The sequence below is a fragment of the Streptomyces rubrogriseus genome (assembly GCF_027947575.1).
GTDB classification, from domain to species: domain Bacteria; phylum Actinomycetota; class Actinomycetes; order Streptomycetales; family Streptomycetaceae; genus Streptomyces; species Streptomyces rubrogriseus.
In genome coordinates this window covers 4,213,507-4,239,800 of record NZ_CP116256.1, presented here as the reverse complement: position 1 = coordinate 4,239,800, position 26,294 = coordinate 4,213,507, and the positions used below count along the sequence as shown (strand labels likewise).

24 protein-coding genes, 4 pseudogenes and 1 riboswitch are annotated in these 26,294 nt (G+C 69.1%); of the genes and pseudogenes, 16 read left to right on the top strand and 12 right to left on the bottom strand.

What is annotated here, in order from left to right; translation table 11 throughout:
• Positions 1 to 50: 50 nt before the first annotated feature.
• Positions 51 to 979: pseudogene (locus tag Sru02f_RS19395) on the bottom strand (helix-turn-helix domain-containing protein); the annotation flags it as partial.
• A gap of 124 nt (positions 980 to 1,103) precedes the next feature.
• On the opposite strand from Sru02f_RS19395, the gene Sru02f_RS19390 reads away from it, so the two are divergent.
• From Sru02f_RS19390 to Sru02f_RS19360, 7 genes and pseudogenes are all read left to right on the top strand, one after another.
• A complete protein-coding gene (locus tag Sru02f_RS19390) occupies positions 1,104 to 1,490 on the top strand; it encodes an MmcQ/YjbR family DNA-binding protein (RefSeq protein ID WP_109031250.1) in 387 nt (128 codons plus the stop codon).
• Positions 1,487 to 1,855 carry an MmcQ/YjbR family DNA-binding protein gene (locus Sru02f_RS19385; RefSeq protein WP_109031249.1) on the top strand — a complete coding sequence of 123 codons (369 nt, stop codon included), beginning with the start codon at positions 1,487 to 1,489 and terminating at the stop codon, positions 1,853 to 1,855. Before Sru02f_RS19390 ends, Sru02f_RS19385 begins: the two co-directional genes overlap by 4 nt.
• 69 nt (positions 1,856 to 1,924) lie before the next feature.
• Positions 1,925 to 3,228, top strand: a pseudogene (locus tag Sru02f_RS19380) (replication-associated recombination protein A).
• Positions 3,229 to 3,500: 272 nt separating this feature from the next.
• A complete protein-coding gene (locus Sru02f_RS19375; RefSeq protein ID WP_167469432.1) occupies positions 3,501 to 3,974 on the top strand; it encodes an NUDIX domain-containing protein in 474 nt (157 codons plus the stop codon).
• Between the two features lie 54 nt (positions 3,975 to 4,028).
• A complete protein-coding gene (locus tag Sru02f_RS19370; protein ID WP_109031248.1) occupies positions 4,029 to 5,510 on the top strand; it encodes an NUDIX domain-containing protein in 1,482 nt (493 codons plus the stop codon).
• Complete coding sequence (locus tag Sru02f_RS19365) at positions 5,507 to 6,847, top strand: M15 family metallopeptidase (RefSeq protein WP_244941791.1); 1,341 nt, start codon at positions 5,507 to 5,509, stop codon at positions 6,845 to 6,847. Before Sru02f_RS19370 ends, Sru02f_RS19365 begins: the two co-directional genes overlap by 4 nt.
• Positions 6,848 to 6,872: 25 nt before the next feature.
• On the top strand, positions 6,873 to 7,196 hold the full coding sequence (locus Sru02f_RS19360) for an ASCH domain-containing protein (RefSeq protein ID WP_244941790.1): 324 nt from the start codon (positions 6,873 to 6,875) through the stop codon (positions 7,194 to 7,196).
• A 418-nt stretch (positions 7,197 to 7,614) separates the two neighbouring features.
• On the opposite strand, the gene Sru02f_RS19355 is transcribed toward Sru02f_RS19360, so the two are convergent.
• Positions 7,615 to 7,989, bottom strand: a complete 375-nt coding sequence (locus Sru02f_RS19355) for a MerR family transcriptional regulator (protein WP_109031247.1) — start codon at positions 7,987 to 7,989, stop codon at positions 7,615 to 7,617.
• 67 nt (positions 7,990 to 8,056) lie between these two features.
• Here Sru02f_RS19355 and Sru02f_RS19350 point away from each other — a divergent pair, with 67 nt between their 5' ends.
• Positions 8,057 to 8,392 carry an EthD domain-containing protein gene (locus Sru02f_RS19350; protein ID WP_109031246.1) on the top strand — a complete coding sequence of 112 codons (336 nt, stop codon included), beginning with the start codon at positions 8,057 to 8,059 and terminating at the stop codon, positions 8,390 to 8,392.
• A gap of 136 nt (positions 8,393 to 8,528) precedes the next feature.
• Here Sru02f_RS19350 and Sru02f_RS19345 read toward each other — a convergent pair whose 3' ends face one another.
• Positions 8,529 to 8,909 carry a tautomerase family protein gene (locus Sru02f_RS19345; protein WP_109031245.1) on the bottom strand — a complete coding sequence of 127 codons (381 nt, stop codon included), beginning with the start codon at positions 8,907 to 8,909 and terminating at the stop codon, positions 8,529 to 8,531.
• 65 nt (positions 8,910 to 8,974) lie between these two features.
• Between Sru02f_RS19345 and Sru02f_RS19340 the strand changes: the two genes are divergently transcribed.
• Positions 8,975 to 9,463, top strand: coding sequence for a MarR family winged helix-turn-helix transcriptional regulator (locus tag Sru02f_RS19340; RefSeq protein ID WP_109031244.1), 489 nt, complete (start codon positions 8,975 to 8,977; stop codon positions 9,461 to 9,463).
• Between the two features lie 248 nt (positions 9,464 to 9,711).
• On the opposite strand, the gene Sru02f_RS19335 is transcribed toward Sru02f_RS19340, so the two are convergent.
• Complete coding sequence (locus tag Sru02f_RS19335) at positions 9,712 to 10,578, bottom strand: bifunctional 5,10-methylenetetrahydrofolate dehydrogenase/5,10-methenyltetrahydrofolate cyclohydrolase (protein WP_109031243.1); 867 nt, start codon at positions 10,576 to 10,578, stop codon at positions 9,712 to 9,714.
• Positions 10,579 to 10,599: 21 nt separating this feature from the next.
• Positions 10,600 to 10,686, bottom strand: a riboswitch (ZMP/ZTP riboswitch).
• Between the two features lie 237 nt (positions 10,687 to 10,923).
• On the opposite strand from Sru02f_RS19335, the gene Sru02f_RS19330 reads away from it, so the two are divergent.
• Positions 10,924 to 11,508, top strand: coding sequence for a hypothetical protein (locus tag Sru02f_RS19330; RefSeq protein WP_109031242.1), 585 nt, complete (start codon positions 10,924 to 10,926; stop codon positions 11,506 to 11,508).
• 418 nt (positions 11,509 to 11,926) lie between these two features.
• On the opposite strand, the gene Sru02f_RS19325 is transcribed toward Sru02f_RS19330, so the two are convergent.
• Positions 11,927 to 12,769 (bottom strand): NmrA family NAD(P)-binding protein, encoded by an 843-nt coding sequence (locus Sru02f_RS19325; RefSeq protein WP_109031241.1) that lies wholly within the window; start codon positions 12,767 to 12,769, stop codon positions 11,927 to 11,929.
• Positions 12,769 to 13,176 carry a nuclear transport factor 2 family protein gene (locus tag Sru02f_RS19320; RefSeq protein WP_244941789.1) on the bottom strand — a complete coding sequence of 136 codons (408 nt, stop codon included), beginning with the start codon at positions 13,174 to 13,176 and terminating at the stop codon, positions 12,769 to 12,771. The genes Sru02f_RS19325 and Sru02f_RS19320 overlap by 1 nt, the downstream gene beginning before the upstream one ends.
• Before the next feature lie 154 nt (positions 13,177 to 13,330).
• Between Sru02f_RS19320 and Sru02f_RS19315 the strand changes: the two genes are divergently transcribed.
• On the top strand, positions 13,331 to 14,167 hold the full coding sequence (locus tag Sru02f_RS19315) for a helix-turn-helix transcriptional regulator (protein WP_244941828.1): 837 nt from the start codon (positions 13,331 to 13,333) through the stop codon (positions 14,165 to 14,167).
• A 38-nt stretch (positions 14,168 to 14,205) separates the two neighbouring features.
• Here the strand turns inward: Sru02f_RS19315 and Sru02f_RS19310 are convergent, their stop codons facing one another.
• Both Sru02f_RS19310 and Sru02f_RS19305 read right to left on the bottom strand, forming a co-directional pair.
• Positions 14,206 to 15,096 carry an NmrA family NAD(P)-binding protein gene (locus Sru02f_RS19310; protein ID WP_109031239.1) on the bottom strand — a complete coding sequence of 297 codons (891 nt, stop codon included), beginning with the start codon at positions 15,094 to 15,096 and terminating at the stop codon, positions 14,206 to 14,208.
• 83 nt (positions 15,097 to 15,179) lie between these two features.
• The gene (locus Sru02f_RS19305) at positions 15,180 to 15,620 is read right to left on the bottom strand and encodes a MarR family winged helix-turn-helix transcriptional regulator (RefSeq protein WP_109031488.1); all 441 of its coding nucleotides are present in this window, start codon (positions 15,618 to 15,620) and stop codon (positions 15,180 to 15,182) included.
• A 103-nt stretch (positions 15,621 to 15,723) separates the two neighbouring features.
• Here Sru02f_RS19305 and Sru02f_RS19300 point away from each other — a divergent pair.
• A pseudogene (locus tag Sru02f_RS19300) lies at positions 15,724 to 16,200 on the top strand (NAD-dependent epimerase/dehydratase family protein); the annotation flags it as partial.
• Between the two features lie 288 nt (positions 16,201 to 16,488).
• Here the strand turns inward: Sru02f_RS19300 and Sru02f_RS19295 are convergent.
• The 4 genes and pseudogenes from Sru02f_RS19295 to Sru02f_RS19280 form a co-directional block, all read right to left on the bottom strand.
• The gene (locus tag Sru02f_RS19295; protein ID WP_109031238.1) at positions 16,489 to 17,364 is read right to left on the bottom strand and encodes a glycosyltransferase family 2 protein; all 876 of its coding nucleotides are present in this window, start codon (positions 17,362 to 17,364) and stop codon (positions 16,489 to 16,491) included.
• 590 nt (positions 17,365 to 17,954) lie between these two features.
• Positions 17,955 to 19,067 carry a hypothetical protein gene (locus tag Sru02f_RS19290; protein ID WP_159107516.1) on the bottom strand — a complete coding sequence of 371 codons (1,113 nt, stop codon included), beginning with the start codon at positions 19,065 to 19,067 and terminating at the stop codon, positions 17,955 to 17,957.
• A 713-nt stretch (positions 19,068 to 19,780) separates the two neighbouring features.
• Positions 19,781 to 20,374, bottom strand: a pseudogene (locus tag Sru02f_RS19285) (transposase family protein); the annotation flags it as partial.
• 320 nt (positions 20,375 to 20,694) lie between these two features.
• A complete protein-coding gene (locus Sru02f_RS19280) occupies positions 20,695 to 21,030 on the bottom strand; it encodes an ArsR/SmtB family transcription factor (RefSeq protein ID WP_109031236.1) in 336 nt (111 codons plus the stop codon).
• A gap of 170 nt (positions 21,031 to 21,200) precedes the next feature.
• On the opposite strand from Sru02f_RS19280, the gene Sru02f_RS19275 reads away from it, so the two are divergent.
• From Sru02f_RS19275 to Sru02f_RS19260, 4 genes are all read left to right on the top strand, one after another.
• Positions 21,201 to 22,343, top strand: a complete 1,143-nt coding sequence (locus tag Sru02f_RS19275; RefSeq protein WP_109031235.1) for an FAD-dependent monooxygenase — start codon at positions 21,201 to 21,203, stop codon at positions 22,341 to 22,343.
• A 312-nt stretch (positions 22,344 to 22,655) separates the two neighbouring features.
• The gene (locus tag Sru02f_RS19270; RefSeq protein WP_109031234.1) at positions 22,656 to 23,522 is read left to right on the top strand and encodes a helix-turn-helix transcriptional regulator; all 867 of its coding nucleotides are present in this window, start codon (positions 22,656 to 22,658) and stop codon (positions 23,520 to 23,522) included.
• Between the two features lie 432 nt (positions 23,523 to 23,954).
• The gene (locus tag Sru02f_RS19265; RefSeq protein ID WP_218030707.1) at positions 23,955 to 25,223 is read left to right on the top strand and encodes an MFS transporter; all 1,269 of its coding nucleotides are present in this window, start codon (positions 23,955 to 23,957) and stop codon (positions 25,221 to 25,223) included.
• A 30-nt stretch (positions 25,224 to 25,253) separates the two neighbouring features.
• Positions 25,254 to 26,252 carry an aldo/keto reductase family protein gene (locus Sru02f_RS19260; protein WP_109031232.1) on the top strand — a complete coding sequence of 333 codons (999 nt, stop codon included), beginning with the start codon at positions 25,254 to 25,256 and terminating at the stop codon, positions 26,250 to 26,252.
• Positions 26,253 to 26,294: the final 42 nt, after the last annotated feature.

Here is a 26,294-nt window from a genome sequence, read left to right as displayed (position 1 = left end):
CTTCGCCGGGGGTGAGAACCGTCTGAGTCTGTGCGGTCGTCCCAGGGGGCGGTCGTGTCTTCTCCGGACGCGAACGCGGCCGGGGTGAGGCCGGTGCGGTCACGGAAGAAGCGGCCGAAGTTGGCGGTGTCGGAGAAACCGAGATGTGCGGCCACACTTCGGGCGTCCCACCGGGCACCTCCCAGCAGGCGCCGGGCTTCGAGCAGGCGCCGCTCGCCGATGAGGTCACGCACCCCTTTGCCGGTGGCATCCCGGGCGGCTCGGCTCAGGGTGCGCACCGAGCAGCCAAGCAGTTCGGCGTAGTCCGCCGCCCGGTGCAGTTCACGGAAGTGCAGCTCCAGGGCATCCGCGAACCGGCCGTAGGCGTCACCACGGCCGGTGCCGGCCGTCGTCGCGCCCGTAGGGGTGGTGCCGGGGGCGTTGGCCAGGCGCAGCAGCAGCGATTCGAGCAGGCTTCGCCGCAGGGCATGGTGGACATCGAGGGGGCGGCGTCCGAGAGCGCCCGGTGTTCGTCGAGGAGCTGGAGTGCCGTCAGGTGGAGCCAGGTGGCGTCATCGGGGTGCGGGCTGAGCACGGCGGGGGCCTCGTGCGAAGTGAGCGGGGCCAGGAGGCGGGCGGTGCCGGGTGTGAGGACGTCCGGTTCGAACAGGATGAACGGGCCGCGGGCGGTGCCGGGCGGATGCCAGCACAGTGTGTGCCCGGGCCGCACCCACAGCCACTGGCCGGGGGCGACGCTCCGCGTGAGGTGGTCGACGTCGTGGAGCAGCTCACCCTCGGTGACCGCGATGAGGTAGTGGAAGGAGACGCGGACCGGACGGGGCGGGTTCCACGGCCAGTCGTCGTGCTCGGCGAAGAAGTCCTCCACGGTGCTCACCTCCAGCCCGAAGGGCGTGCCCACCGGGGGCTGGAAGCCGTACAAGGGGACCTCTGCCGGGCCGGCCTGGCCAGTGGGGGCTGGATGTCTCTTGTCGACCATCATGTGTCCGCAGCCTACCGCCCGTTTTCGGCGGTTTCCGGGCAAGGATGGACTGTGCCGCCGCACCTGCCCGGCACGCACTCTCCAGTACGGCAGCCCGCCACTACCTCAAGGAGGACAACGCCTCATGACTCTGTACAAGTCCGCCGCCGACAGCGCGCATGAGCTTCCCGGAGCCGAGCTGGGTCATCCCTTCGGGGACGACTGGGAGGTTCTCAAGGTGCGCGGCAAGGTGTTCATGCTGATGACCGAGGTCCCCGGGCGTCCCGTCGTGATCCTCAAGTCGGATCCCGGCGAGGCGCTGGCCCTACAGGAACACCACGTCCACATCACCCCCGGCTACCACATGAACAAGAAGCACTGGATCACCCTGGAGGACGGGGACGGCGTGGACGAATCCCTCGTCCGCGAGCTCGTCACCGAGTCCTACCGGCTTGTCGTCGCTCACCTGCCCAAGGCCGCGCAGCCCGTCGACCCGCACACCTGCGCCGACGGCACGCGGGCGTCCCGGTGAGCGCGGCCGGTGACCGGCTCCAGGACACCGCCCGCAAGGCGGCCCTCGCCCTGCCCGGCGTCAGCCACTCACGCCCCTTCACTCCCCAGCTCGACGTGTACAAGGTCGCGGGCAAGGTGTTCCTCATCGTCACCGACGACCCGGACGAGCAGATCATCACGGTCAAGTGCGACCCCGAACACGCCCGTGCCCACATGCACGCCCACGCCTCGATCACACCGGGCCGCTACCTCGACAAACGACACTGGATCACGCTCGGACCGGGAACCGGCATCACCAAACGGCTGATCACCGACGCGGTCGAGGACTCCTACGACCTGGTCGTCGCCCAGTTGCCACAACGCGATCGCCCCCGCCCCCGGTAAGCACTCCCAGCGCGCCCACCAGCGGCTGCGCCAACGCCTGCCAGCACCCCCGCACAAAGCTAGAGAGCCATGGAACCGACCCTGCCGCTCTTCGGCGAGGAGCCCGCCCGGCCACTCGCCGACCGCCTGCGCCCCACCCGGCTCGACGAGGTCGTCGGACAGAACCACCTCCTGGCCCCCGACGCCCCGCTGGGTCGCATGATCGCCCAGCAGCGCCTCAGCTCCGCCGTCCTGTGGGGCCCGCCCGGCGTCGGGAAGACCACCATCGCCCGACTCCTCGCCCACGCCGGCAACCTGGCCTTCGAACCGGTGTCGGCCACCTTCTCCGGCGTGGCGGACCTGCGCAAGGTCTTCACCGCAGCCCGCAGTCGGCGCACCGTCGGCCAGGGCACCCTGCTGTTCGTCGACGAAATCCACCGCTTCAACCGCGCCCAGCAGGACAGCTTTCTGCCCTACGTCGAGAACGGCACGATCACCCTGATCGGCGCCACCACGGAGAACCCGAGCTTCGAACTCAACGGCGCCCTCCTGTCCCGCACCCAGATCCTCGTCCTCAAACGCCTCGACGAAACCGCCCTGTCCACGCTCCTCGCCCGCGCCGAACACCTCACCGACCACCGGCTGCCCCTCGACGACGACGCACGCAGTGCCTTGATCGCCATGGCCGACGGCGACGGCCGCTACCTCATCAACATGGCCGAACAGCTCCAGGCCCTCCCCGACACCGGGGCCATCCTGGACACCCCCGCACTCGCCCACCACATCCAGCAGCGCGCCCCGCTGTACGACAAGGCGCAGGAGGGCCACTACAACCTGATCTCCGCGCTGCACAAGTCGATGCGCGGCTCCGATCCTGACGCGGCCCTGTACTGGCTCGCCCGCATGCTCGACGGCGGCGAGGACCCCCTATTCGTAGCCCGCCGTCTGGTCCGCTTCGCGAACGAGGACATCGGCATCTCCGACCCTCACGCCGTCCAGCAGGCCCTGCCGCCTGGGACGTGTACGAGCGGCTCGGCTCCCCCGAAGGCGAGCTGGCGATCGCCCAGGCCGTCGTCTACCTCGCCACCGCCCCCAAATCCATCGCCGTCTACCGCGGTTTCAACTCCGCACACCGCGCCGCCCGCCGCACCGGCTCACTCATGCCGCCCGCCCATATTCTCAACGCCCCGACCCGGCTGATGAAGGACATCGGCTACGGCAAGGACTACCAGTACGATCCCGACACCACCGACGGCTTCTCCGGCGCCGACTACTTCCCCGACGGTATGAACCGTGGGACGTACTACCAGCCCACCCGCAACGGATACGAAGCCCAGATCACCGAGCGCCTGCGCCACTGGGCCACTCTGCGGGCGCGCAGACAACGCGGCTGACACGAAGAGGCCGGCCCGGACAACCACTACTGCGCTCAACCAGCAGTACGGCGTGGCTCACGGCCATCTCATCTGCGCCGCGACACTGATCTCGTCACACCGCGGCGGAACTGAGCCGGAACAAGCCCGGGACGCGCTCCAGGTCCCGCTGGGTGAACAGCTGAACCTACGGCTCCCCATGCCGTAGAGAACAACGCCCGACCCGGTAGCCCGAGACCGTGGCGCTCCGCGTCCAGCCACGGCGAGCAGTGCAACCCGTCATACTCTTCCTCATGGAGCGGCCACTCACGCGCGGGTTCCCCGGATTCCAGCTCCAGTTCGCGACGAGGCCGCTCGCTTCGCCGGGCGGCACCGTGGAGTACGCCGCCGCGACACCCGAGCACACCCTGCACCGCGAAGCCACCGAGGAAGCCCAACTCCCCCTGGCCGACCTGGTGCGACCGGGCTGGGTACTGGACATGACCGGCAAGGTGTACGGCGGTGTGGGACCCAACGCCCGGCTCCGTCCGGCCGCACGGGGTCACCGCCGTCGGACCAGCGGCCGTCGACCCTGCCACCGGTCCCCCTTCGCCCGCCTGCTCACGCCCGCCCGGGCACCCCAGGCAGCCGCCTTGCTGGGATGGGGCCCGCCCGGCGCGCGGCAGCCCAGCTCACGGTGGACACCGCACGCGAGCGGTGGGACCCGCCCCACGCGCAGGTCCGTCGCCATCCAAGAGGTCCCGGTGGAGGGGATGCGGCTGAGCTGACCCGGACGCTGCCCCGCCTCGACTCGGCCCGCTCCACACCCTCTGAGGTATCCCATGCCGCTGTCGCACGACCACATCCGCACCACCGTCGAAACCTACCTCGCTCGCCATCCCCACGAGCACGAGCAGCTCGGTGCCCTCTTGGACGCCCTGGAACGTCCCACCGACATCGCCAGCCGCACTACCTTCACCGGACATATCACCTGCGGCGCGATAGTCCTCGACCCGCTCGGCCGCGTCCTGCACGTGCTCCACCTGGCGAGCGGGAAGGTCCTCGCCCCCGGCGGACACGCCGAGCCCTCTGATGAGTCCCTGGCCGGGACGGCGCTACGGGAGCTGCACGAGGAGGCCGGGATCCCGCCCCAGGCGGTCGCACCGTGGCCCGCATACGAGACGGTGCCGTTCGACATCGACATCCACGACATCGACGCCCACCCGGACAAAGGCGAACCCGGCCATCAGCACTTCGACCTCCGGTTCCTCTTCCGCCTGCACACCACGAACGAGGCGCCGGTGGTGCCGCAGGAAGAGGAGGTCGGCGGCATCGAGTGGCGTCCCGTGGACCGGGTGGCCTCCCCGGCACTGCGCGAGAAGCTGCTCAAGCTCCCCCTCGAGGCCGAACCGGAGACGGCCAACGCCTCCGCACTGATCCACAACGACCGTGGTGAGTACCTGCTCCACCTGCGCGACTACTTCCCCGGTGAGATCTGGGAGCCGGGCATGTGGTCCCTGCCGGGCGGCGGCCGAGAGCCCCAGGACGCCACCCTGGAGCACACCGTGCGGCGCGAACTGGCCGAGGAAACCGGCCTCGACCTCGGCGACCTGACCCCGTTCGCCACCGAGTACGCCTCCGACGACGACGGCGTGAGCGTGCCCATCGCCATCTACGCCGGCCGTTGGAACGGCGACCCCCGTGACATCCGGCTGACGGAAGGGGTCATGCTGGCCTGGTTCGCCCCCGACGACCTCCACCGCCTGCGTATCGCGGACACCACCTCCGACCTCGTGCGGCGCCACGCCGCCAGCCATCCCGCCGGCACCGCGCCGCAGGGCAGGCTCGTGCGGCAGGAGCAGCGCCGAGCCTCGCCGCACGGCACGGTCCTCAACGTCATCGGCGTCCACCTCTACCTGGAGCGGTCCGACGGGACGGTTCTGCTCGGGCTGCGTCACCCGAACTCCGCGTTCGCACCGTCGACCTGGCATGCCCTGGCCGGCCACTGCGAGCAGGAGAACGCCGTCACCTGCCTGATCAGGGAAGCGAGGGAGGAGGCCGGCCTGCACATCGAGCGCCAGGACGTCGAACTCGTTCACGTCATTCACCACATTGACCGCACCGGGGGCCGGCCCCGCATGGGCCTGTTCTTCCGCGCCCGCGCCTGGAGCGGCGAGCCGGAACTGCGCGAGCCTGACAAGTGCACCCAGTGGAGATTCTGGGACCCCGCCGCGCTCCCCGACGACCTCGTCCCCTACACCCGCCAAGCCATCGCGAAGATCCAGAACGGGGAGCTGTACAGCGAGACAGGCTGGCCCGCATGACCGGCGCATCGACCGGGCGTCCGGATACCCGCCTCGTGGTCGTCCGCGGCAACTCGGCGTCCGGCAAGACGAGCGTGGCCCAGGGCCTGCGGAATCACTACGGCCGCGGTATCGCGATCGTGGGCCAGGACGTGATCCGCCGGAACGTGCTCAGGGAACACGACACCGCGCGCGGCGCCAACATCGCCCTGCTGGGCACGATCGCACGCGCAGCCCTCGACGCCGGCTTCCACGTCGTACTCGAAGGGATCCTGTATGCCGACCGCTACGGCCACATGATCACGTCTCTGGTGCGGGATCACCGCGGGGTCTCCAGGTGCTACTACCTGGACGTGCCGCTGGAAGCGACGTTGGTACGGCACGCGTCGAAGGCGGATGCCGCCTACCTGGCGCAGGTCACCGACGACCATCTCACCTCTTGGTACCGCGAGCTGGATCTGCTGCCCGGCGGGCTGGAGAGCGTAATCCCGGCCGACAGCACGCTGCAGGACACCGTCGCCCGGATCGTACGCGAGACCGGTCTGACCGTTCTCGCCCCCGCCTCGCCGCCTCAGCGCAAACCGTCACAAGGAGACTCGCTGATTGCTCCGGTGCCGATGTCCGATCCGCAGGTCGCGGCGATCCCCGTGCGCGAGTGCGGAGAGCCGCTCGTCGACGTGCGCGACCACGACTTCCGCGTCGACCCCCGCAAGCAAGACCCGCTGGGGGCGTTCGCCCACGTCCGTGAAGGCGTCCTGGTCCAGCTGAAGCGCGCCCGCTCGCTGCTACCCGCCGGCACCGACCTTCTATTCATCGAGGGCTACCGGCCACTGGCCCTACAGCAGCGCTACTTCACTGATTACCGTGAGGAGCTGGCCGCAGCTCACCCGGACTGGACACCTGAGCAGCTGCACCAGGCCGCCAGCCGGTACGTGTCGCCGCCGGAGATCGCGCCGCACTCCGCGGGCGCGGCCGTGGACATAACCCTCGTCGACCAGGACGGCCACGAACTCGACCTGGGCACCCGCGTCAACGCCTCCCCCGAGGAGAGCGACGGCACCTGCTACACACACGCCCCGAACCTCAGCGCCCAGGCGCGCCACCACCGCACCCTCCTACTCAACGCCATGGAGAGCGCAGGTTTCACGAACTACGGGACCGAGTTCTGGCACTTCTCGGCAGCGGACCGGTACGACGCGCTGATGCGGCAGGAGCCGCACGCCCGCTACGGACCGATCGAACTGGCCCAGCCCACCGACAGCCGCGACACAGGAGCCCGCCACAGTACCCCCGCCCCGGTAGCGCCCCCCAGACCGGCAACGGACGGGGAAGCATCGAGCGGAGGCACGTGTGCCTGACGAAACCCAGCAAGCGACCCCGGTCATGCCGAGCCCGACAGGCGGCGACGTACCGCAAGAACACCACATGCACCTGCTCGGCCGGTACTACCGTCAAGTGGAAGCTGGCCGCAAGACGATCGAGGTCAGGGTGGCCACCCCGAACAAGCGGACCGTCGTCGCCGGCGACACGGTCGTCTTCCATGACCGGGACACCGGCCGGGAACTCGACGTCACCGTGCAGCGGATCACCTCGTACCCCTCCTTCAAGGAGCTGCTCGGTTCGGAGGATCCTGAGCGCATCGACCCGGACGGACCGCCCGGGGAGCTGCTCGCCGCCCTCCGCAGCATCTACCCGCCCTCGACCTGATCCAGGAAGCGGTCAAGCTCACCAATCCCGCCACCCCGGCGGCAAGCTCATGCTCGTCCCGTGACCACCTTGCTGGCCTGCTCAGGCAGAAGGAGCCCACACACCCCGATGATCACACGGTGACCACACCCGTTGCCGACCAGGATTCCTCTTCGCGGCTTGGGCATCTCTCAGCGGTCCTGACCCAGACGGAACTAGAACTTCCGCAGCCGCCAAGCCTCTGCGGGATCTGGACCTGACGTTGGTGTCGGATGACGAGCGGGTTCTGCTGAAGGTCTACAGGAACTGCTCGCTGCTCATCGATGGGCTGGAGGCCCGCCTCCGCTACTGATCCACCGCAGCCTTCTGTTGGCACGTTGACAACCGCTTTGCAAGTTAGCGTCGGGGGGATCAGCCGGTCGTTGGTCCGGGCCCCGGTTCACCGACCGTCGTCCGCCGACCGTTTCAGGTACGCGTGGTTGTCCTCCATGAGGTGGTCCAGCGCGGTCCTGGCGGCGGCGAGGCCGTCGATGGCCTCGGACAGCCGGGCCCGCTCGCGGCCCATGATTCTCAGTGCCTGCCGCGCCCTGTCCTCGGTCGGCTCCGACATGCAGGGCGCCATCTCGGCAATGGTGCTGCTGGGCATGCCTGCTGCCAGGAACGCCTGTATGAGGCGCACCCGCTGAACGTGCTCGTCCTCGTAGTGGCGCTGTCCGGTGGGTGAGCGGGAGCTGACGAGCAGGCCCTGCTCCTCGTAGTAGCGCAGCGACCGGCGACTGGCTCCCGTCCGGGCGGACAGCTCACCGATCCGCATGCCGGACTCCTTTCATGCCGATGACTCACTTGCCCTTCACATTGATGTGAGCTTTTAGGTTAACTCCATGCTGAAGCTCATCTTCATGATCAACCGCGCCGAGGGTATGTCGTACGAGCGTTTCGTCGACCATCACCGGAACCGGCACGCGCCGCTGTTCACCTCCATCCCGGAGGCGGATCGCTACGTGCGCAAGTGCACCGTGTCCCACCCGGTCCCCGCCGGGAACTATCCGCCCCGGGCCTACGACGGCATGACCGAGATCTGGTTCGACGACTGGGAGGATCACGACGCCTTCTTCGCCTCCGAGAACTATCGGACTCTGGTCAACCCCGACGAAGCACGCTTCATCGACATGGAATCGGTGGCCGTGATGGTCACCGAGGAGCGGAAGGTCATCTGACGGGCCGACTCGACAGACGGACAGCGATCTGGCTCCCACCGCCGGCCCCTGGTCGCGAAGCGAGTGTCGTTCTTCGCCCCAACGACCGCTGCCGATCCTGAGCACAGCCGGGCTGCGAGGTGGCCCGGCTGCAAGGTCACACGGCGAGCACGCCGCCGACGAAGGTACGTTCCGGCGGTGACGCGACGAGCTCGACCATCGTGCCGGCGCGCAGGTCGTCACCGACGACCTGCGTGATCGCGTCGGTGAGCGCGGTGCCGAGGCGTGCGGTCGTCCGGTCGGCATCGGGGCGGTCGAAGACTCCGGCGCGGACTCCCAGGATCACCGAGGCCTTCGTATCCACGGCCTTGCCGCCCTGGGCGAAACGGCCTGCGGGGACTCCGGCCAGGCGGATGCTGACGAGGTCGCGGGCCCATTCGCCATAGACGTCGACAACAGCGTCGGTCAGTGCGGCGACGAGCACGGGCTCGTTCCCGGTCAGCCTGTTCTCTGGAAGGTGGACCGTCAGATGCGGCATAGTGAACCCTCGTTCCCTTTGAACTCAAAGCCTTTGTCTTCAAAGGTATCTGGAAGAGGTAACCGATGTCCACGGAATCGGACGGCCCAGCCGTCAACGAGGCCGTCCGCACCCTGCTGTTGCTCATGCCGCGGCTCGTGGGCCGCGCCAAGCGCCTGCCCATACCGCCCGCGCTCCAGGCTCTGGACCTGGCACCGCGGCACCTCGCACTGCTGGCCCACCTGGAGTACGACGGCCCCACCAGCGTCAACGAGCTGGCCGCTCGGCTGGAGGTGGCCCCGACGACCGTCAGCCTCATGGTCAGCGAGCTGTCACGGCCGGGCGTCCTGCAACGCACTGCCGATCCCGCCGACCGCCGCCGCCGCATCGTCGCCATCGCCCCCGCCTACGCCGCACCGATCGGCGAATGGCTCTCCGGCAGCGCCTCTGCCTGGGAACGCGTCATGCGCGGTCTCGACCCCGCGGAACGCGCCACGGTCATCACCGCCCTGCACGCCTACGAGACCGCCTTGGAGCAGGCAGGCGACCAGCATCGGAACACGCAGCCGCGTTAGCCTGCCTCAGCAGACCAGCGATGCTGCTACCGGTTGGCTCGCGGAGAAATGCTTCGACTCCCGAGTCGGATCGCTTCACATCCTTGCTGCCTGCTGCTGCCCTCAAGGCGGAGCACAGCCCGAATGACGAGAGAGCCGCTGCTGAACCGACGGACCGGCCCCGCCGTTGAAAGTCGAGCGGACGATCGGCTGGGCCGGGCCAGCAGGTTGGCCGCTTGTCGTCCCGCCGAACTCACGGCTGTCCTCACTCAGTGGCCGGCCGGCCCGAGCTGGATGGATGCCGCGTCGACCGTCTGAGCCAACAGGACCGCGATGGTCATGGGGCCGACCCCACCAGGAACCGGTGTGATCAAGCGGGCCCGAGTGCGGGCGGTGTCGAAGTCGACGTCGCCGACGTTGCCGGGGTTGTATCCGGCGTCGATCACGACGGCTCCCGGCTTGACGTCTTCGCCGCGAATCAGTCGAGGCCGTCCCACGGCCGCCACGACAACGTCCGCTTCCCGCACGGTCGCGGCCAGATCGGTCGTACGGGAGTGGCAGTAGGTGACCGTGGCGTCCCGGGCGAGCAAGAGCATCCCGACGGGCTTGCCGAGGATCGCGCTTCGACCCACGACAACGGCGTGCCGACCTGCGAGTTCGACCTCGTACTCGTCCAGGAGCCGCATGATCCCGCCCGGGGTGCACGAAGCGAAACCAGGCAGCCCGAAGCTCATCGCCCCGAAGGAGCTCATCGTGACCCCGTCGACGTCCTTCTCCGGCGCGATGGCCTCGAACGCTGCCCGCTCATCGATGTGAGGGCCCACGGGGTGCTGAAGCAAGATGCCGTGCACTCCGGCGTCCTGCGAGAGGGACTGGAGGGTCTCCACCAGCTCAGCCGTCGTAGTGGTGGCCGGCAGGCTGACAAGCCGAGACTCGATGCCCGCCTCAGCGCAACGCGCCCGCTTCATCCGGACGTACGTCATCGAAGCCGGATCCTCGCCCACCAGCACCGTTGCGAGACAGGGCGTCACGCCGACATGTCGCGCAAGCGCCGCCGCCCTGTCCGCCGTCTCCTCGACGATGCGTCGGGCAAGGCCGACACCGTCCATGAGCAGGGCTGTCTGTGTCCGGGACATGGTCGCCTCCAGGCGTCGCTGACCACTCGCCCAGGCGCACGGCATCGACCGATTCGTCAGACCGCTCCCCGGTGGTACTCCACCTCAGCGCCAGTCACGGCCCACGCACCACTCTAGTGGCACTCTTCCGTTGATCAGAAGGGATGTAGCTGGGACACCTGGAACATCACCCAGCGTTACTCGCCACCTGGCCGTAGCTGTACGAGAACAGGGCAGCCGATGCCGATGTCCTTGGTCGGCGCGGTCCTGGGTTCGCCAACTGCGGCCACGCCGAACCCGAGTTCGTCCCGCGCATGATCCAGAACCCCTTGCCTCCCCCGGTGCCACCCCCTGTTTACTTGGCGCATGACCGACAAGATGAGTCACAGCAATGTCCACCTGATTACGGCTCCCGCTCCCGGCGCCGAGATGGTCGAGCCGTACGGAGGCGGGACCGGATTTCGGTTCAAGATCCGCAACGTGAAGATCGATGGTCGGGCCGACGTGGTGCACGTTCGCGGAGGAGGTTCGCACGAGGTCACCTTCGACCTGCTGCACGACTGCTCGCAGTGCGGCAACGCCGTCAACCAGGTGATCGTCGGCCTGGCGGGCCAGGACCGGGCCCAGGCATCGGTGTGGAACGGCAAGCAGCGCAGCGGGGGCGGCGTGAAGGTGGTCAATCCCGGCACGCGCGTCGAGGCTTTGGCTGAGGACAACCCGGGTCCGGCGCAGTGGGTGAACGTGTCGTGCGACGTCGTTGTCCCCGACGAACCCGGCGTCTACTCGGTTCGAGCACGTTACGCCCAGGCATACCAAGGACGCCTGATGACTGCCGAAGGACGTGCGGTCCCGCAGCCGGAGTACCAGGACGTGCTGGGGTGGTGGAAGGTCGACCGTCCGGAAGGGCCCGGCGCGGAATCGACCATAGGCACCATCGTCGTCGAGGCGTGAAGCTGCTGGTCAGACTCTTTGGCCAACTCCACGGCCTCGGCCCGGCCCGGCCCGGGCCGGGCCGGGCCAGCCGCCGACGTCGATCGCGGCCCAGCGGCCCGCCTGGCGGCCCCGAGAGCGACGCGGTTTGCCTACTCTCGGCGGGTTTGCGTTGCATGGGGATCGTCTGGCTGTTGTCGAAGCCGTTGGTAACAGTCGAGGAGTTGGCTGTGGATCTCCGGCGTGGTGCTTGACCGCGAGGTGTAGTCGAGGACTGCGGAACATCGGAACGCAAACCGGCGCCAAGTGGCGAAGAGCCAGACCGGTTGGAGCTCGGCGGGCCGTCTCCAATCCGCTGGAGCGTCACACATGTGCCGCCGAACTGCGCTCCGCGTGGTTCCTACTCGACCGCCCACCGCAGATCGCTGCTGGTCAGGCACTACTGCGTCCACTCGTACGCGTGATCGGACACGAATTCGGCAAAGGCACGCGGTGGACGGCCGGTCAGTTCGAGCACCGCGGTGCTGACCTGGTCTTCGCGTCCCTCCGCGATTCCGCGCTCGACGGCGGCAAGGGCGTCTGCGAACTCGGGCGGCATTCCGGCGGCACGGTGGGCGGCAGCCTGTTCCTCCTCCGTAATACGCTCCACCCGAACCTGTCTGCCGGTCTGCGCGGTGATGATCTGCGCGGCCTGTGGATAGCTCATCCCGTGCGGCCCGGTGATCAGGTAGTCGCTTCGAGCGTCCACCTCCAGGTCAGCCAATAGCGCGGCGGCACTGGCCGCGATGTCCCGCGTATCGACCCACCCGAGTTTGCCGTCACCGGCTGCTGTACGGATCTCACCGAGTCGATGGATGTGTTCGGCCAGTGGGTGCGGGCGCAGGAAGTTCTGCATGAAGCCGGAGGCGCGGAATACGACACCTCCGGGCTGAGCCTGAACCTGAGCGGCCATCTCCACGGCGCTGGGCGCGTTCGGCAGAACAATCGCGGAGCCGAGCATCACGAGGCGCTGGATACCGGCCCGCTGTGCCTGGCGCAGGAAGGGCTCGACCAGCGGCAGTGGGTCCACACTCTCCACCGGCGGAAGCAGGAAGACCCGGTCCATCCCGTCGAGCGCAGGTCCGTATGTGGTCGGGTCATTCCAGTCGAAGCGGATCGGATCGGGGTCGTCCGCGGCTGGGTTCCGGCTGGCGACCCGAGCCTGCACACCGGCGTTGCGGAGCACTTGCACCAGCGCCTTGCCGGTCTTGCCGGTCCCTCCGGTCACGAGCACTCCGGACATCAGGCGTCCTTCCGTTCGAGCGAGTCGATCAGCTCGGCGAGAGTCCCGGCAGCGGCGGCCGCCGACAGCGGGCTCCAGTAATCCCGGAACAGAGCGATCAGCCCGTCGCGGACCGTGAGAACCACGATGTATTCCAGGAGGTAGGGCTGGGAGCTGGCCACGGTGCGGCCGGTGGCCGTCCACTCCACCACGACGGTGTCCGTTTGATCCGTGGGCCGCACGGTAAGCGCGGCCACCTCCTTCATGTCCATCAGCTCCGGGTAGTGAGCGAGGTAGGCGCGTACCTCCTCACGTCCGCGGAGAATCTGGGGGGAGCTCCCGGCTGCGAAAGGGAATTCCGCAATTCCGTCAGGAGCCCATAGATCTGCCACGGCATTCATGTCCTTGGCCAGCAGCAGGTCGATCATGCGGCGAAAAGTTTCCTCAGGCGTGCTGTGCACCATTCCTCCTGGTAGTCAACAAACCGACTGGACCACCATGCACAGCAGCTTCGCGGGCGCGGAACGGACGGCTGAGCCCCGGACCAACAGTGCGAGGCTCAGCCGTCCTTCCTGTGACAGCATGGGGAGAGTGAGCAGCCAGGAACTCGCAGACTTTCTCCGCCGCCGCCGCGAGGACCTGCGACCAGAAGACGTGCGGGGCGAAACGACGCTTCCACCAAGTCGGCGCGCCCGTCGCACACCCGGATTGCGCCGCGAAGAGGTAGCCGCCCTGGCGCAGATGTCAGTGAGCTACTACGAACGGCTGGAACAGGCACGGGCACCCCGGCCCTCACCGCAAGTGCTGTCCGCGCTGGCGACGGCTCTCCAACTCACTGAAGCAGAGCGTGACCATCTGGCCCGCCTGGCCGGACAAGTGCTGCCGGCAGAGAACGGCGGCGCACCGGAGCACGTGCCCGAGGACGCCCAACAGCTACTCGGCAGACTCGACGGCATCCCTGCCTACGTCGTCAACGACCGGCAGGACATCGTCGCCTGGAACGCGGCGGCTGCAGCTCTGATCACGGACTTCTCTCGCCTCACACCCGACGAGCGCAACCTCACGCGCATCTCAACGAGATTCCGTGACACCCTCTGCACCGGCGCGCCCGGTTCGGAGTCTGATTTCTCTCAGCAGGTAGCCGCTCAATTGCGTGCAGCCAGCGTTCTGCACCCGACAGATAACGTGCTCGCGGAGCTGATCAACGAGTTCGCAACCCACGATCCAGATTTTGCGCGCAGCTGGCGCAATCACGCTGTGCGCCCCATACCCGGTGTGCGAAAAAACCTGCATCATCCCACACTGGGCGAGCTCGAAATCGACCGGCACACCCTTAGCCTGCCCGGCTCAGGTTTCTCCTTGGTGATGTACACGGCGGAAGCGGGCAGCCCCAGCGCCGCTGCACTGAAGAGCCTTTGACCACTGTCACCCCGGGGGCGTTCATCGCGGTCGGAGGCTCAGGAACCAGCCACGTTTGTGGGCGGGGTCCAGCCGGTCGCTCGGATCCACTCGGCCAGGTCCAGGGTGGCCGGCTCGATCGCGCGCACCGCGGAGGGGTCCGAAGGGGACTCCGCCGCCTTCGCGAACTCGCGGAACATCACCCTGTCGAGGTCGGTGGGAAGCACGCTCAACGGGAGGGCCTCGTACCGTGCCGGAAGCCCGGCGCGCGCGCCGAACGCCGCAGCGATCTGAGGTCCCGTCAGCTCGTCGCCCACGAGTTCGACGGCTCCGTCGGGTGCCTCCGCGGTGCCGATCAGGAGCGCGGCGGCGACCCGGCCGATGTCCCTGACCGAGATCATCTTCAGGGCGACGTCCTCCGGCAGCGGCAGCCTCAGCACGATCTCCCCGTGCTCCAGGCTGGGTGCCATCACGTTCGTGAAGTTCTCCATGAAGGCGGTCGCGCGAACCATCGAGGCCCTGAGGCCGGACTTCCTCAGGCGCTCCTCGATCAAGTGCTTCGAGTCGTGGTGCGGCACACCCGACTCCCGGTCCGCTCCGAAGACCGAGTTGAACACGACGTGCGGGACGCCGGCCTCGGCCGCCGCGTCGACGAGTGTGGTACCGATGCGGATCTCCGCCTCGACCTCTTCGAGGCTGTTCGCCTCCGGGGTCATGAAGTAGAACCCCTCGACCGTCGCCAACCCGGCGACCAGCGACGCCGGGTCGTCGGCCCGGATGGCCGCCAGCTCGACACCGCGGGCGGCCAGCGCCTGAGCCCGGTCGGACTGCGGGTCGCGGACCAAAGCCCGCACTCGCGCCTTGTGCTCCAGCAGCGCGTCGACCACCGCCCCGCCCTGTTGCCCCGTCGCGCCGAAGACCGCGATCGTGCCGGTCGTCTGTGTGCTCATCGCTGCCACCTCTCAGTAGTTCATGCCGTGAACCAAATTAGTTCACGGCATGAACCTCGTCAAGGTGCTGGGTCAGCGGGACCTCACGGTGTGATCGGTTGGTTCGAGGTGGGCGCAGAGAGATCCGAGGTGTCCACGACGGCGGTGGCCACGCGCTCGAAGTCGCGCTGGTCGTCGGCGTCGAGATTCCTCGCGATCTCGGGCAGGCGCTTGGCGACCTCGGCGTAAACGGCCTCGCCGAGCACCTTCCCCGCGGGCGTCGCACTCAGCATGACCACCCGTCGGTCCTGCGCCGAGCTTGCCCGGCCGACCAACTCGCGCCGCGCGGTGCGATCGACCAGCTGGCTCAATGCGTTCTTGGTCATACCCAACGACGCGGCGAGGTCAGCCATCCGCCGCGGCTCGTTCCTGACCGCGCAGAGCAGCGTGGCCTGCGAGGGGGTCAGATCGAACTCGGCGCAGACCTCCGCGTACTTGCGTTGAATCACAACCGAGAGCCAGAAGAGCTTGTCGCCATAGTCCACGCCGACCTCCCCGGTCCGATAGCAAACGACCAGCCTACTCGTCACGGGCCGGCAGCCCGCACTGGGCGGCCTTCTGGACTCGGTCATTGGTATTCGTCCCACAATGCGGAGAATGACCGTACCGCCGACCGCCTTCTGGCTGGTCCCGCCGTTGAGCCCCGCAGGCGAGACCCCCGAGCTGCCGCTCACGGCCGCGTCAGACCAGCCTGGCCGGACAGGCGATACAGCTACGTCGCCAGAGGCAGCCGAAGGATCAACGGTTACCCGAGCCCCGAGCAGGACTCGACCCCCGCGCCCAGCACATCATCGAATCGCACGTACAAACGAACCGGCGATGCGCCTGACACAGCTCCACCTCATGGAGCGGGAACAGCCGCGCGACCTGGGCTACGGCCAGCCGGAGGTCATCAAGCCCGGCAGCCACTCGCGGGTGGTCGCATGGTTCGCAGCCCGCGCCGCAGCCGGACTCTTACTGCACCTCAACGGTGGCGGCCACCAGGACCGCGACTTCGTCCACGTCGACGACATTGCGGAAGGCACCCTGCGCGCCCTGACCGAGCCCGCCGTGGAGGGGAGGACAGTCAACATCGGGACCGGACGCCACACCACCCTCCACAGGTCGCCGACCTTGCATGAGGCCACTTCCCCGGCCCCCGTGTGGTGGAGACACCGATGCCACCGGGCAACCCCCTGGGCGGCTGTGCCGGCACCCCCTGAGGCAACGGATCCTGGGCTGGCAGCCCGCCATCACCATCGAGGACGCAGTCGCACGATATGTGCGCTGGATGAAGTCCACACCCGCCGCGCTGCCCGGCCGGCTGGCTGGCTGGCTGGCTGGCTGGCTGCGCCAGGAGGCCGGACAGCGCGTCTAGATGACCGGGGGGCGGCCCAGGCGTGTCATCCGTGCCACCGTCGCCCACCGCATCGGCCGGCGCGGCCCGCCCGACTCACGGACACCCTCGGCAAACCCGCCCGCCCAGGCCCGCAGACCGCCCCAGGATCGCGTACGCGCCGCCGCCAGCACCGTCCATACGCCGAGGTAGGCCGGGATCAGAGGGGCGGGCAGATGCCGCTTGGCCAGCCACACCCGGTTGCGGGCCGTCATGCGGTAGTAGACCGCGTGCCGTGCCGGTGACGTCCAGGGGTGCTGCAGCAGCAGCGACGGCTCGTACACCACCCGCCACCCGTCATCCAGCGCTCGCCACGCCAGATCGGTCTCTTCATGCGCAAAGAAGAACTTCTCCGGCCAGCCGCCGATCCTGTTCAGCATCCGCATCGACAGCCCGTGCCCGCCGCCCAGGAAGGTCGTCACCTCCCCGGCCCGCATCGGGTCCTTCGACCGCAGCCGCGGCACGTGCCGGCGCTGTGTGCGACCGCGTTCGTCGGCGATCCGGAACGACACGATCCCCAGCCGTTCATCGGCCTCGTACATCGAAGCCAGGTGGGCGAACGCGCCGGTGTCCACGAGCAGCCCGTCGTCGTCCAGGTCGACGACGACGTCCACATCCCCGCACGCCCGAAGGTACTCAATGGCCTCATTCCGGCCGCCGGACACCCCGAGGTTCTCCTCCAGCTCGACCCCGTCCACGCCTGCGGGCAGCTCCGGCAGTGGGCTGCCGTTGCCCACCACCACGATCCGTGTGGCCGGCAGCGTCTGCCGCGCTACCGACTCCAGCAGCGCCTTCAGTTCCGCGGGCCGGTTGCCCATGGTCAGGACCGCGATTCCCAAGCGTGGACGACTCACAGGTGAACTCCGATCGACGTAGCCTAGCGGCCCGCCATCCCCTCCCCACGACACCGACAGGAGACCACCGCATGACGACCCCGCCGTTCCTCGTACGCCCGACTGGCCTCCAGCGATCTGGCCGCATGGCTGACCCAGTGGCCCGACCTCCACACGCGGGCCCTCGACGCTCTTCCCCGCGGCGGCGGGGTCTTGAGCCCAGGTTCCCTACGGGCAGCTACCAGGAAGGCATGATGCGCCGAGCCATGAAGCAGGTTCTACGGGGCGGGGTTGAGGGTCCTGTGTACGGCGCCGACGGATACCTTGACGGCTTCGGCGATCTCGCGGGCGGAGTGGCCTTCCGCCGAAGCAGATCACATCGAGGGCGTCGTGCTGACGCTGGGCCTTCTGTTTGTCGGTGCTGACGCGAACCAGGCCGATGAGCACCACGGGTCAATAGTTGCTCTTGGAGGCGTCGGTTCTTCCGTCGGGCGGCGGGGGTCGCGTTCGGGGTGCTGGGTGACTGCGTCGACGCCGGGGCGGGCGTAGTTCTTCCAGGAGGGGGTCTACCAGCGTGAAGGGACAACTGAGGCTCGGCGCCGGCAGCCGAACTACGTCCTTGGATGCACGATGCATTTCCCCGACTGCTCGCACAGTCTCCATGGCTGGACGATGAAGCCCCACGTCTCCCGAGCGTCCGTCGGTACGGAGTCGGTGCGTATACGCAGGGGCTTGCCGTTACTGTCCTTCAGCTGCACCCACCGTGCGGTCTGGTGCGAGTCGGTGTAGCGAACCTTGATGCCCCACTGGCACGACTTCCCCCATGGGGCGATCGCGTGCACCTTGAAACCGCCCGAGGACTGGCCGCCTCCGACCTCGATGTAGTGGGTGCTGAAATAGGACTCGCCCTGTCCCTCGATCTCGTCGGTCAGCACCGGTTCGCCGACGAGGGGCGGAATATGAAGCTGGAGACCTTCGTAGGACGCTCCGCCCTGCTCCGGAAGCTGCACCACGGTGTGCCCGGTGCTCCTTCGGCAGTGAACGTCGGTGACCTGCCAGCCGTTGATGACCACCGAGGTGGACCGGGTGCTCATCACGTTCATCTGGAACACGTCGGCGTATCCTCCGACGGTGCTTGACGCCAGCTGATCCTTGTACCGCTTGGGGGCCTTCTCCAACGTGGCCACGGTGGCGAGCGGGCGACCGCCCAGTTTCATCAGGTATGAGAAGGCGCCCGAGGGGTCGTTCTCGACGGCTACCAGTTTCTGCTTCTCTTCGGGCGTCAGTGCCCGGTCGAGAACCACGGCCCACGTCTCGGGCTCGCCTTCTGCGGGCCGCACGGACACCGTGAACGGCACCGTGTTGGCGTCGTACTCCTTGTTGGCGTCGTTCTCCCTGGTCACACTTGGTTTGATCATGAGGTAGCCGGTCAGCGTGTCCCGGAAGACGGCCATGAAGGCGATCGACAGCATCACCAGCAAGGCCACCGCTCGTCGCCGCCGAGAGGAGCCGGGTGCCAGACCGAGTGCCTCCGCGACGATCGATGCGAAGCTCTCACGGGCTCCGTTTCCCTCGTCGGCGTCGCTCTGCCGTGGGGGCTGCGGGGCGCCGGTCAAGTCCCCGTTGTGCCCGGCCTGTTGCGGGCCCGGCTCCGCAAGGGCGCCGTCAGCACCGCCCGGCTGCGGATGATCCCGTCTCTCGTCCGGTGGCTCGATTGCCGTCATGCTCGTCCCCCGCTGGTCCGCCACGCTTCCGTCCACGGGTTGCACCCTTGACGTACAGTGCCCCGTCGGGCAGGCGTCGCCTCCGGTGACCGACCCGTCACGGCCGAGACGCGGCCGCCGTGGACCTCCGCTGTCCTCTCTACGCCTATGCTCAGCATCGACGACAGCACGCGATGTCGCTATAGCCTTCGCCTTCACACGCGAAGAGCCCGGCTGCCCGTTGCACGCCGCCCGGGCCGTCCTCAACACCCGGCCACATTCGGCAGGACCCGTGCATCGTTCTACTGCTGCAGGCTCGACTCGCGGTCGGCCGTGCCCGCACCGCCGACCGCGCCGCAGTTCACGGTCACGCGCCGACGCTGTCGTCAGGGCCTACGCCGTCAATACCTCCGCCGCCGGGCCCAACACGCCTCGGCCACCCAGGCCGCCAGAGTTTCCAGCGCCACGCTCGCCCGGTGACCCGCGGCCGCGACGACGCCGAGGCCCGCGAGAACGGAGAGCTCGCGAACCCGCGCGACGACGTGTTCGTGGACTTGTACCGGCGTCTGATGAACCGGCAGCTGACCGTGCAGGAGCCCCGCCAGCGCCTGGCCCGCGCGATCACCACGGCGGCCGGGCCGGATCCGCCGGGCATATCGCGAAGGCCAGGAGGACCTGCCGAGGACCTGCTGACCGAACTACCGGAGTCCCGAAATTCGACGCACGGTGACGGGGCCGGGCACCAGTCCGGTCATTCGGCTCCGGACGCGTACGGTGCCGACGGCGCCCTGGTAAACCTTGTCGGCCCGCAAATCCACCCCGGCTCCCGCCAGGGCACCGACGATGCCGTGGATTCTTGCGGCCTTGATGTCGTGGACAGATCCCGGCAGCGCTGGCGAGGCCCACAGCAACCGTCCTGCCGGGTCGGCGATCCCCCGCACGCGCATGCCGCGCTTCTTATGTTTCCCGGAGTAAAAGGGTCGGTCGGCGGCGATCCGGTCGATCGGCAGCAACGTGCCGTCCAGGAGCATGAAGGCCTTGCCGGAGGCTGTCCGCACCGCCTCGGCGAGGGTTGGAGCCAGAGCGGCCAGGATGTCGACGGCCTCTGCGATGTGCCAGTAGGCGGTGGTGACGCCCGCACCGAATCCGGCGGCGAGCTGAGCGTGGGTATGGCCGCATCGTAGATGAGCCACCACGGGCGGTGCCTGCCGTCCGGTGGCCAGCCGGCGCCATCATGTCCCTTGCGCAAGACGACGTGCGGTCAACTCACGGGCGAGGTAGCGCAGAGCGGAGGTGGACAGATCGACCCCGGCTGGGCAGACAAGCATGCGGAAAGCTCCTGGCAGGATGGCTTGGACTCGACACGCGCCCGTCTACCAGGAGCTTCTCTACGCCCGGACCTCGCCCTCACCACCCAGTGGCCCTGCTCCGCATGCAGATTGAGGAATCCTCAGTGGGTGTGGGCGTGAGGGAGTGCGCGGAAGAGTTCGGCGCCGATCACGAGCGCGGGACGGCGGTCGAAGCGACACCGACCCTATTTATGCCCGCGTCGTGTTCGGCTGCGTGCGAGCCGGGCGCGGTGGATCCGGCCGAGCTCGCGGCTCAACTCGGACTCCCCGCCGGTGTGCTCAGCAGTATTCAGCTGTGTTCAGCGAGGAGTGGTACCGCCCGGGGACTCTGAGCCCAGGAGCATGAGCAGCCCGGGGAATCTCTTCTCGATGTCCGCGCGTCGTAGCCGGATGCCCTTGCGGTTGCCGTAGTCGATCTCGTCAACGAGACCTGCCTCGCGCAGGACCCGGAAGTGGTGGGTCTGGGTCTGCTTCGAGATCGGCAGGTTGAACGAGTTGCAGCCCCGCTCGTTGTCGCTGCGGTCGGCGGCCAACTCCGTCATCACCGAACGACGGTTCTCGTCGGCGAGGGCGCGAAACACCGCACCCAGATCGAGCGCATCGACCTCCGGGCCGACCAGGTTCCTCCGGGCCACGCCGCACCTCCTTCAGGTATGGCTTGCATCGTACCTGAAGGGCATGCTTTCCTGAGGTACGAAAATGATCGTACCTTTGTCCGGTTGCACCTTCCCGTGCCGCCGCTCCCTCAGGCCCGGCCCGGCACTCGCCGGTGACCTGGTCATCGACACTCCGAGAGGTCATCGTCATGAAGAAGCCCGAGGTGCTGATAGTCGGTGCCGGAATCGCAGGGCCCGCACTCGCGTACTGGCTGTCCCGGAACGGATACCGGCCGACTGTCGTCGAACACGCCCGGCAGCTGCGTTCCGGTGGTAGCGCGATCGTCGTGAAGGGGCCCGCGATCCCGGTCGCCGAGCGCATGGGCATCCTCCCGCAGCTCCGCGAGCTCGCCACCCGCAATCGGTCGCTGACCCTGCTCGACCCCGGCGGCAGGCGAATCCTGCAGCTCCCGCTCACCTCGGACAAGGCGCCGACGGTCGAGGTGACCCGAGCCGACCTGTCCGAGGTGCTCCACCGGTCGGCGCAGACCGAGGCCGAGTTCTTGTTCGACGACACGGTCACCGCTCTCGACCAGGATGAAGGCGGGGTGGACGTCACCTTCCGGCGGTCCGCGCCACGGCGCTTCGACTTGGTAGTCGGTGCCGACGGGATGCACTCCACCGTACGGCGCCTGGTATTCGGCCCCGAGCGGCAGTTCACGAGCGACCTGGGCCTGTACGGCGCGACCGTCCCGCTGGAACCCGACGCCATCGAGGATCCGACCGAGATGACCATGCTGACCGCGCCGAACCGGATGCTGGTCCTCCACCCTTCGCGGACCACCCCGCTGGCGATCTTCACCTTCCGGGCCGCACAGTCGGCGCCCCACGACCGCAAGAACGTCACCCTTCACAAGCGGACCGTGGCCGACGCCTACGCCGACGTGCGGTGGCGGGCACCGGAGTTCGTGGCAGCCTTTCTCGACCACCCGGCTCCGTTCTTCGACCCCCTGACCACCGTCCGGGTGCCCTCGTGGTCCCGCGGACGGGTCGTACTGCTCGGAGACGCGGCGGCGGCGACAGCCCTGCTGGGCGACGGGTCCAGCATGGCGATGGCGGGCGCGTACGCCCTCGCCGAAGAGCTCGCCGCCCAACCCGGTGACCACGCCCGGGCCTTCGCCGCCTACGAGTCCCGTCTCCGCCGTGAGGTAGGCCCGCGGCAGCGACGCGTCGGGCTGCTCTCCAGGCTCATGGTGCCCCGCACCCGGCCGGGGCTCGCGGTGCGCAACGCGATGGGCCGCGCGGTCGGTCGCACAAACCGGATCCCCTCTCGGGAAGCCGCGAACCGGTAGACCGGGCCGCACCGACCGGTCACCGGTCGGTGCGCAGCTCCGCGGTAGCTCTCAGCCGGGTCGGCACCGGCATGTCCGACGAGCCCGGCGTGGCAGGGCATCGCCGATGCGGCAGGTCGGCTGCCGGCGCCCTCAGTCACCAGCAGCATCCGGGCGCTCGCCGCGACATGGATGCTGCAGGTGACTCCCCCCCGTCACGTCTTCGTTGGCTCCGCAATGGGGCCTCCGGCGAGAACCAGCGGGGGGAGTCTGCGGTGTGAGGGGTAACAGCAGGGTCCCCCACCTCTCGCGGCGTCTTCCTACGCTGGCCGCATGGACAACCAGGAAGAAGTCAGTGCATTCCTGAAATCGCGCCGGGCGAGGATCACCCCGGAGCAGGCAGGCCTGCCCGTGTACGGGCAGCGGCGGGTGCCGGGGCTGCGCCGGGGCGAGGTCGCGGTGCTCGCCGGGATGAGCGTCGAGTACTACACGCGCATGGAGCGCGGCAGCCTCGCCGGGGCCTCCGACAGCGTCCTGGACGCTCTCGCTCAGGCCCTGCGCCTCAACGACACCGAGCGGGACCACCTGTACGCGCCGGCGCCGGGCCCGGGAGCAGCGGGGCCGAAGAAGGCGACCGTGCGGCCCGGCGTGCTGCGCATCGTCGAGGGTCTGCATGACCAGCCCGCGTACGTGCGCAACAACCGGATGGACATCCTGGCCGCCAATCCACTGGCCCGCGCCCTGCACTGCAAGCTCTTCGAGACCGGAGCCGAGCCGGTCAACACCTGCCGGTTCGTCTTCCTCGACCCACGGGCCACCCGCCTCTACCCCGATTGGGAACGAGTGGCCCGCGAAGGCGTGGGGGTCCTGCGGGTCGAGGCCGCCAAGAACCCCTACGACCGCGAGCTGTCGAACCTGATCGGTGAGCTGTCCACCCGCAGTGACGCCTTCCGCACCATGTGGGGCGCCCACGGCGTGCACGTCTTCACCGAGGGGACGAAACGGTTCCTGCATCCGGCGGTGGGCGAGATGGAGCTGGTCCACGAGTCGTTGAACCTGCTCGGCGACGAGGGCCTGGCCCTCACGGTCTACAGCGCCGACCCCGGGACACCGGCCGCCGACGCTCTGAAGCTGCTGGCCAGCTGGGCCGCCACCCGGCAGCAGGACCCAGCCGACCCGCAGCCCCGGCCCGAGCGTTGACCCCAGGCGGGTCCGGGCCGGTCCGGGCCGGTCCCACTCTCCGGCGGCCGTGTGACCGCTGCCGCCGCCCGGGGCCGGACCCTGCTGTCCTGCGTGTCCCGGTGCGCTCCCGGGCGGGGTCGGGACGGAGGGGGCCCCTGGCGCTACTCCTCACGAGCGTGACTGTCTGCCGTGGGCAGCAGCTGGTTCCGTAGATCCAGTAGATGCCAGCGGGGTGTGAACGCCCCGACCGTACGTCTCCACGGCACGTCCGCCCTCCCCGGCCGCTTCCCGGCGGCCCCGGCACGCGCCGCCTGCTCGAAAGGATCCCCGGTGGCTTCCACCGCATCCCCGTCCCCCACCACCCGGCAAGCCCCTCCAGCCGGCGCTCCGCAACGGCACGGCGAGAAGCCCGCCCGTGCCGGGAGAGCCAAGCTGCCGCCGGTGGTGTAGCTGCTGGGCGCCATCACCTTCGTCATGGGCACCAGCGAGATGATCGTCACCGGCCTGCTGCCGCAGCTCTCCGCGGCCCTTGGCGTGAGCGTGGCCAGCGCCGGCACGCTGATCACCGTCTTCGCCGTCGGCATGATGATCGGCGCGCCCGCGATGTCCGTTGCCACCCTGCGCCTGCCGCGCCGCACCGCCCTGATCGCAGCCCTGGTCGTCTTCGCCGCCGGCCACGTCGTCGGCGCACTCAGCTCCGGCCTGGGACTCGCCCTGGCGGGCCGGTTCGCCGCGGCGCTGGGCAACGGCACGTTCTGGGCCGTGGGCGCGGTGATCGCGACGACCGCCGCCGGCCCGGCCGCCAGCACCCGTGCCATGGGCGTCATGGTCGGCGGCACCACCCTCGCCAACGTCGTCGGCGTGCCCCTGGGCACGGCCGCCGGCCAGCTGTCCGGCTGGCAGACCCCCTTCTGGGCGCTCGCCGCTCTCGCGGTGGCCGCCGCCGCTGTGATCGTCCGGCGGGTGCCCGCCGACCGCAGCGGGGCAGACAGCACCCTGCGTGCCGAGACGTCCGCGCTCAGGCGCCCGCGCCTGTGGCTGGTCTATCTGGCCATCGCGCTCATCCAGAGCGGCATCATGGCCTTCTACAGCTACGTCGCCCCGCTGCTGACCGACCGTGCGGGCCTCGCCGCGGCGGCGGTACCGCTGGCGATGCTCGGCTTCGGCGCCGGAGCACTGGCCGGCACCGCGCTCGGCGGACGCCGCGGCGACGGCAAGCCCTACGGCACCCTCGTCCCCGCCACCGCGGTCACCGCCGCGGTCCTGGCCGCGCTCACCCTGTGGGCGACCAGCAGCGTCGTGGCCGTGGTCCTGGTCGTACTTCTCGGCGCCGCGGGCTTCGCGACCAACCCGGTCGTGGTCGGTGAGGTGGTCCGCGTCGCCGGAGCCGGCCGGGCCCTGCCCATGGCGCTGGCCACTTCCGCCTTCCAGGTCGGCATCGCGCTGGGCCCCTGGGCCGGCGGCGCCGCCCTCACCTCCACCCTGAACACGCAGGGTCCGCCGCTGGCCGGCACGGCCCTCGCCCTGCTGGCCCTGGTACCGCTCGGCCTGTTGTCCGCCACGCACCGCAAGGCGGCACCTGGCGGGCCGAGCGGACCGAGCGCACAGGGCGCACAGGGCGAACAGGGCGAACAGGCAGGCCAGGACCTCGCCGGCGGCCATCCGGCCGATGTTCACCGCGTCGATCCAGCCCCTGAGCCGTCGGCTCGCCGACGCTGACCACACCCCTCTCCCCGAAGGAGCAGCACCATGCGCTACCGCCAGCTCGGCAGTTCGGACCTTCAGGTCTCGGAGATCTCCCTCGGCTCCTGGCTGACCTACTCCGGCGGCATCGAGGCCGACCGGACCCGCGCCTGCACCGAAGCGGCGTTCGACGCGGGCATCACCTTCTTCGACACCGCCAACGTCTACGGACAGGGCGCCGCCGAGACGGCGTGGGGCGAGATCCTCTCCGCCCAACCGCGTGACTCCTACGTCCTGGCCACCAAGGTCTGGGGCCCGATGTCCGACGACCCGGCCGACCAGGGACTGTCCCCGGCGCAGATCGCCCAGCAGATCGACGCCTCACTCACCCGGCTGAAGACCGACTACGTCGACCTCTACCAGGCGCACCGCTTCGACCCGTCGGTACCGGTCGAGGACACCGTCGAGGCGTTCCAGAAGGTCGTGGAGCAGGGCAAGGCCCGCTACATCGGCTTCAGCGAGTGGACCCCCGAGCAGATCCAGGCCGGCATCGACATCGCCGGACCCGGCCTGTTCGTCTCCTCCCAGCCGCAGTACTCCATGCTGTGGCAGGCCCCCGAGGCCGAGGTCTTCGGCCTGTGCGCGGCCAACGGCATCTCCCAGATCGTCTGGTCGCCGCTCGCCCAGGGTGTGCTGACCGGCAAGTACAAGCCCGGTCAGCCCGTACCGGAGGGCAGCCGCTTCGCCTCCGCGGACATGGCGGTCTCCCAGGACCTCGTCTACAGCGACGCCACCCTCGAAGCGGTCCAGCGCCTCGTCCCGATCGCCGAGCAGGCCGGGATGAGCATGCCCACCCTGGCTCTCGCCTGGGTCCTGCGCCGCACCGAGGTCGCCTCCGCGATCACCGGCGCCTCCCGCCCCGAACAGGTCCACGCCAACGCCGCCGCCTCCGGCATCGCCCTGACCGACGACCTGCTGGCCGCAGTCGACGAGGCGCTCGGCGACGTCCCCGTCACCACCCCCACACTCGCCCCCGGCGCCCAGCCCGGCATCCTGCACCGCTGACCGCCCCCACCACCGGAAAGAGAAGGCTCCCCCGATGACCGT

Bases quoted from the DNA above. Each gene is read 5' to 3' on its own strand.
- Sru02f_RS19275 (WP_109031235.1), top strand. From the start codon at position 21,201: ATGAAGAAGCCCGAGGTGCTGATAGTCGGTGCCGGAATCGCAGGGCCC.
- Sru02f_RS19340 (WP_109031244.1), top strand. From the start codon at position 8,975: ATGTCCACGGAATCGGACGGCCCAGCCGTCAACGAGGCCGTCCGCACC.
- Sru02f_RS19330 (WP_109031242.1), top strand. From the start codon at position 10,924: ATGACCGACAAGATGAGTCACAGCAATGTCCACCTGATTACGGCTCCC.
- Sru02f_RS19320 (WP_244941789.1), bottom strand. From the start codon at position 13,176: ATGATCGACCTGCTGCTGGCCAAGGACATGAATGCCGTGGCAGATCTA.
- Sru02f_RS19260 (WP_109031232.1), top strand. From the start codon at position 25,254: ATGCGCTACCGCCAGCTCGGCAGTTCGGACCTTCAGGTCTCGGAGATC.
- Sru02f_RS19365 (WP_244941791.1), top strand. From the start codon at position 5,507: ATGACCGGCGCATCGACCGGGCGTCCGGATACCCGCCTCGTGGTCGTC.
- Sru02f_RS19270 (WP_109031234.1), top strand. From the start codon at position 22,656: ATGGACAACCAGGAAGAAGTCAGTGCATTCCTGAAATCGCGCCGGGCG.
- Sru02f_RS19355 (WP_109031247.1), bottom strand. From the start codon at position 7,989: ATGCGGATCGGTGAGCTGTCCGCCCGGACGGGAGCCAGTCGCCGGTCG.
- Sru02f_RS19390 (WP_109031250.1), top strand. From the start codon at position 1,104: ATGACTCTGTACAAGTCCGCCGCCGACAGCGCGCATGAGCTTCCCGGA.
- Sru02f_RS19360 (WP_244941790.1), top strand. From the start codon at position 6,873: ATGCCGAGCCCGACAGGCGGCGACGTACCGCAAGAACACCACATGCAC.
- Sru02f_RS19325 (WP_109031241.1), bottom strand. From the start codon at position 12,769: ATGTCCGGAGTGCTCGTGACCGGAGGGACCGGCAAGACCGGCAAGGCG.
- Sru02f_RS19315 (WP_244941828.1), top strand. From the start codon at position 13,331: ATGGGGAGAGTGAGCAGCCAGGAACTCGCAGACTTTCTCCGCCGCCGC.
- Sru02f_RS19310 (WP_109031239.1), bottom strand. From the start codon at position 15,096: ATGAGCACACAGACGACCGGCACGATCGCGGTCTTCGGCGCGACGGGG.
- Sru02f_RS19350 (WP_109031246.1), top strand. From the start codon at position 8,057: ATGCTGAAGCTCATCTTCATGATCAACCGCGCCGAGGGTATGTCGTAC.
- Sru02f_RS19335 (WP_109031243.1), bottom strand. From the start codon at position 10,578: ATGTCCCGGACACAGACAGCCCTGCTCATGGACGGTGTCGGCCTTGCC.
- Sru02f_RS19345 (WP_109031245.1), bottom strand. From the start codon at position 8,909: ATGCCGCATCTGACGGTCCACCTTCCAGAGAACAGGCTGACCGGGAAC.
- Sru02f_RS19375 (WP_167469432.1), top strand. From the start codon at position 3,501: ATGGAGCGGCCACTCACGCGCGGGTTCCCCGGATTCCAGCTCCAGTTC.
- Sru02f_RS19290 (WP_159107516.1), bottom strand. From the start codon at position 19,067: ATGACGGCAATCGAGCCACCGGACGAGAGACGGGATCATCCGCAGCCG.
- Sru02f_RS19370 (WP_109031248.1), top strand. From the start codon at position 4,029: ATGCCGCTGTCGCACGACCACATCCGCACCACCGTCGAAACCTACCTC.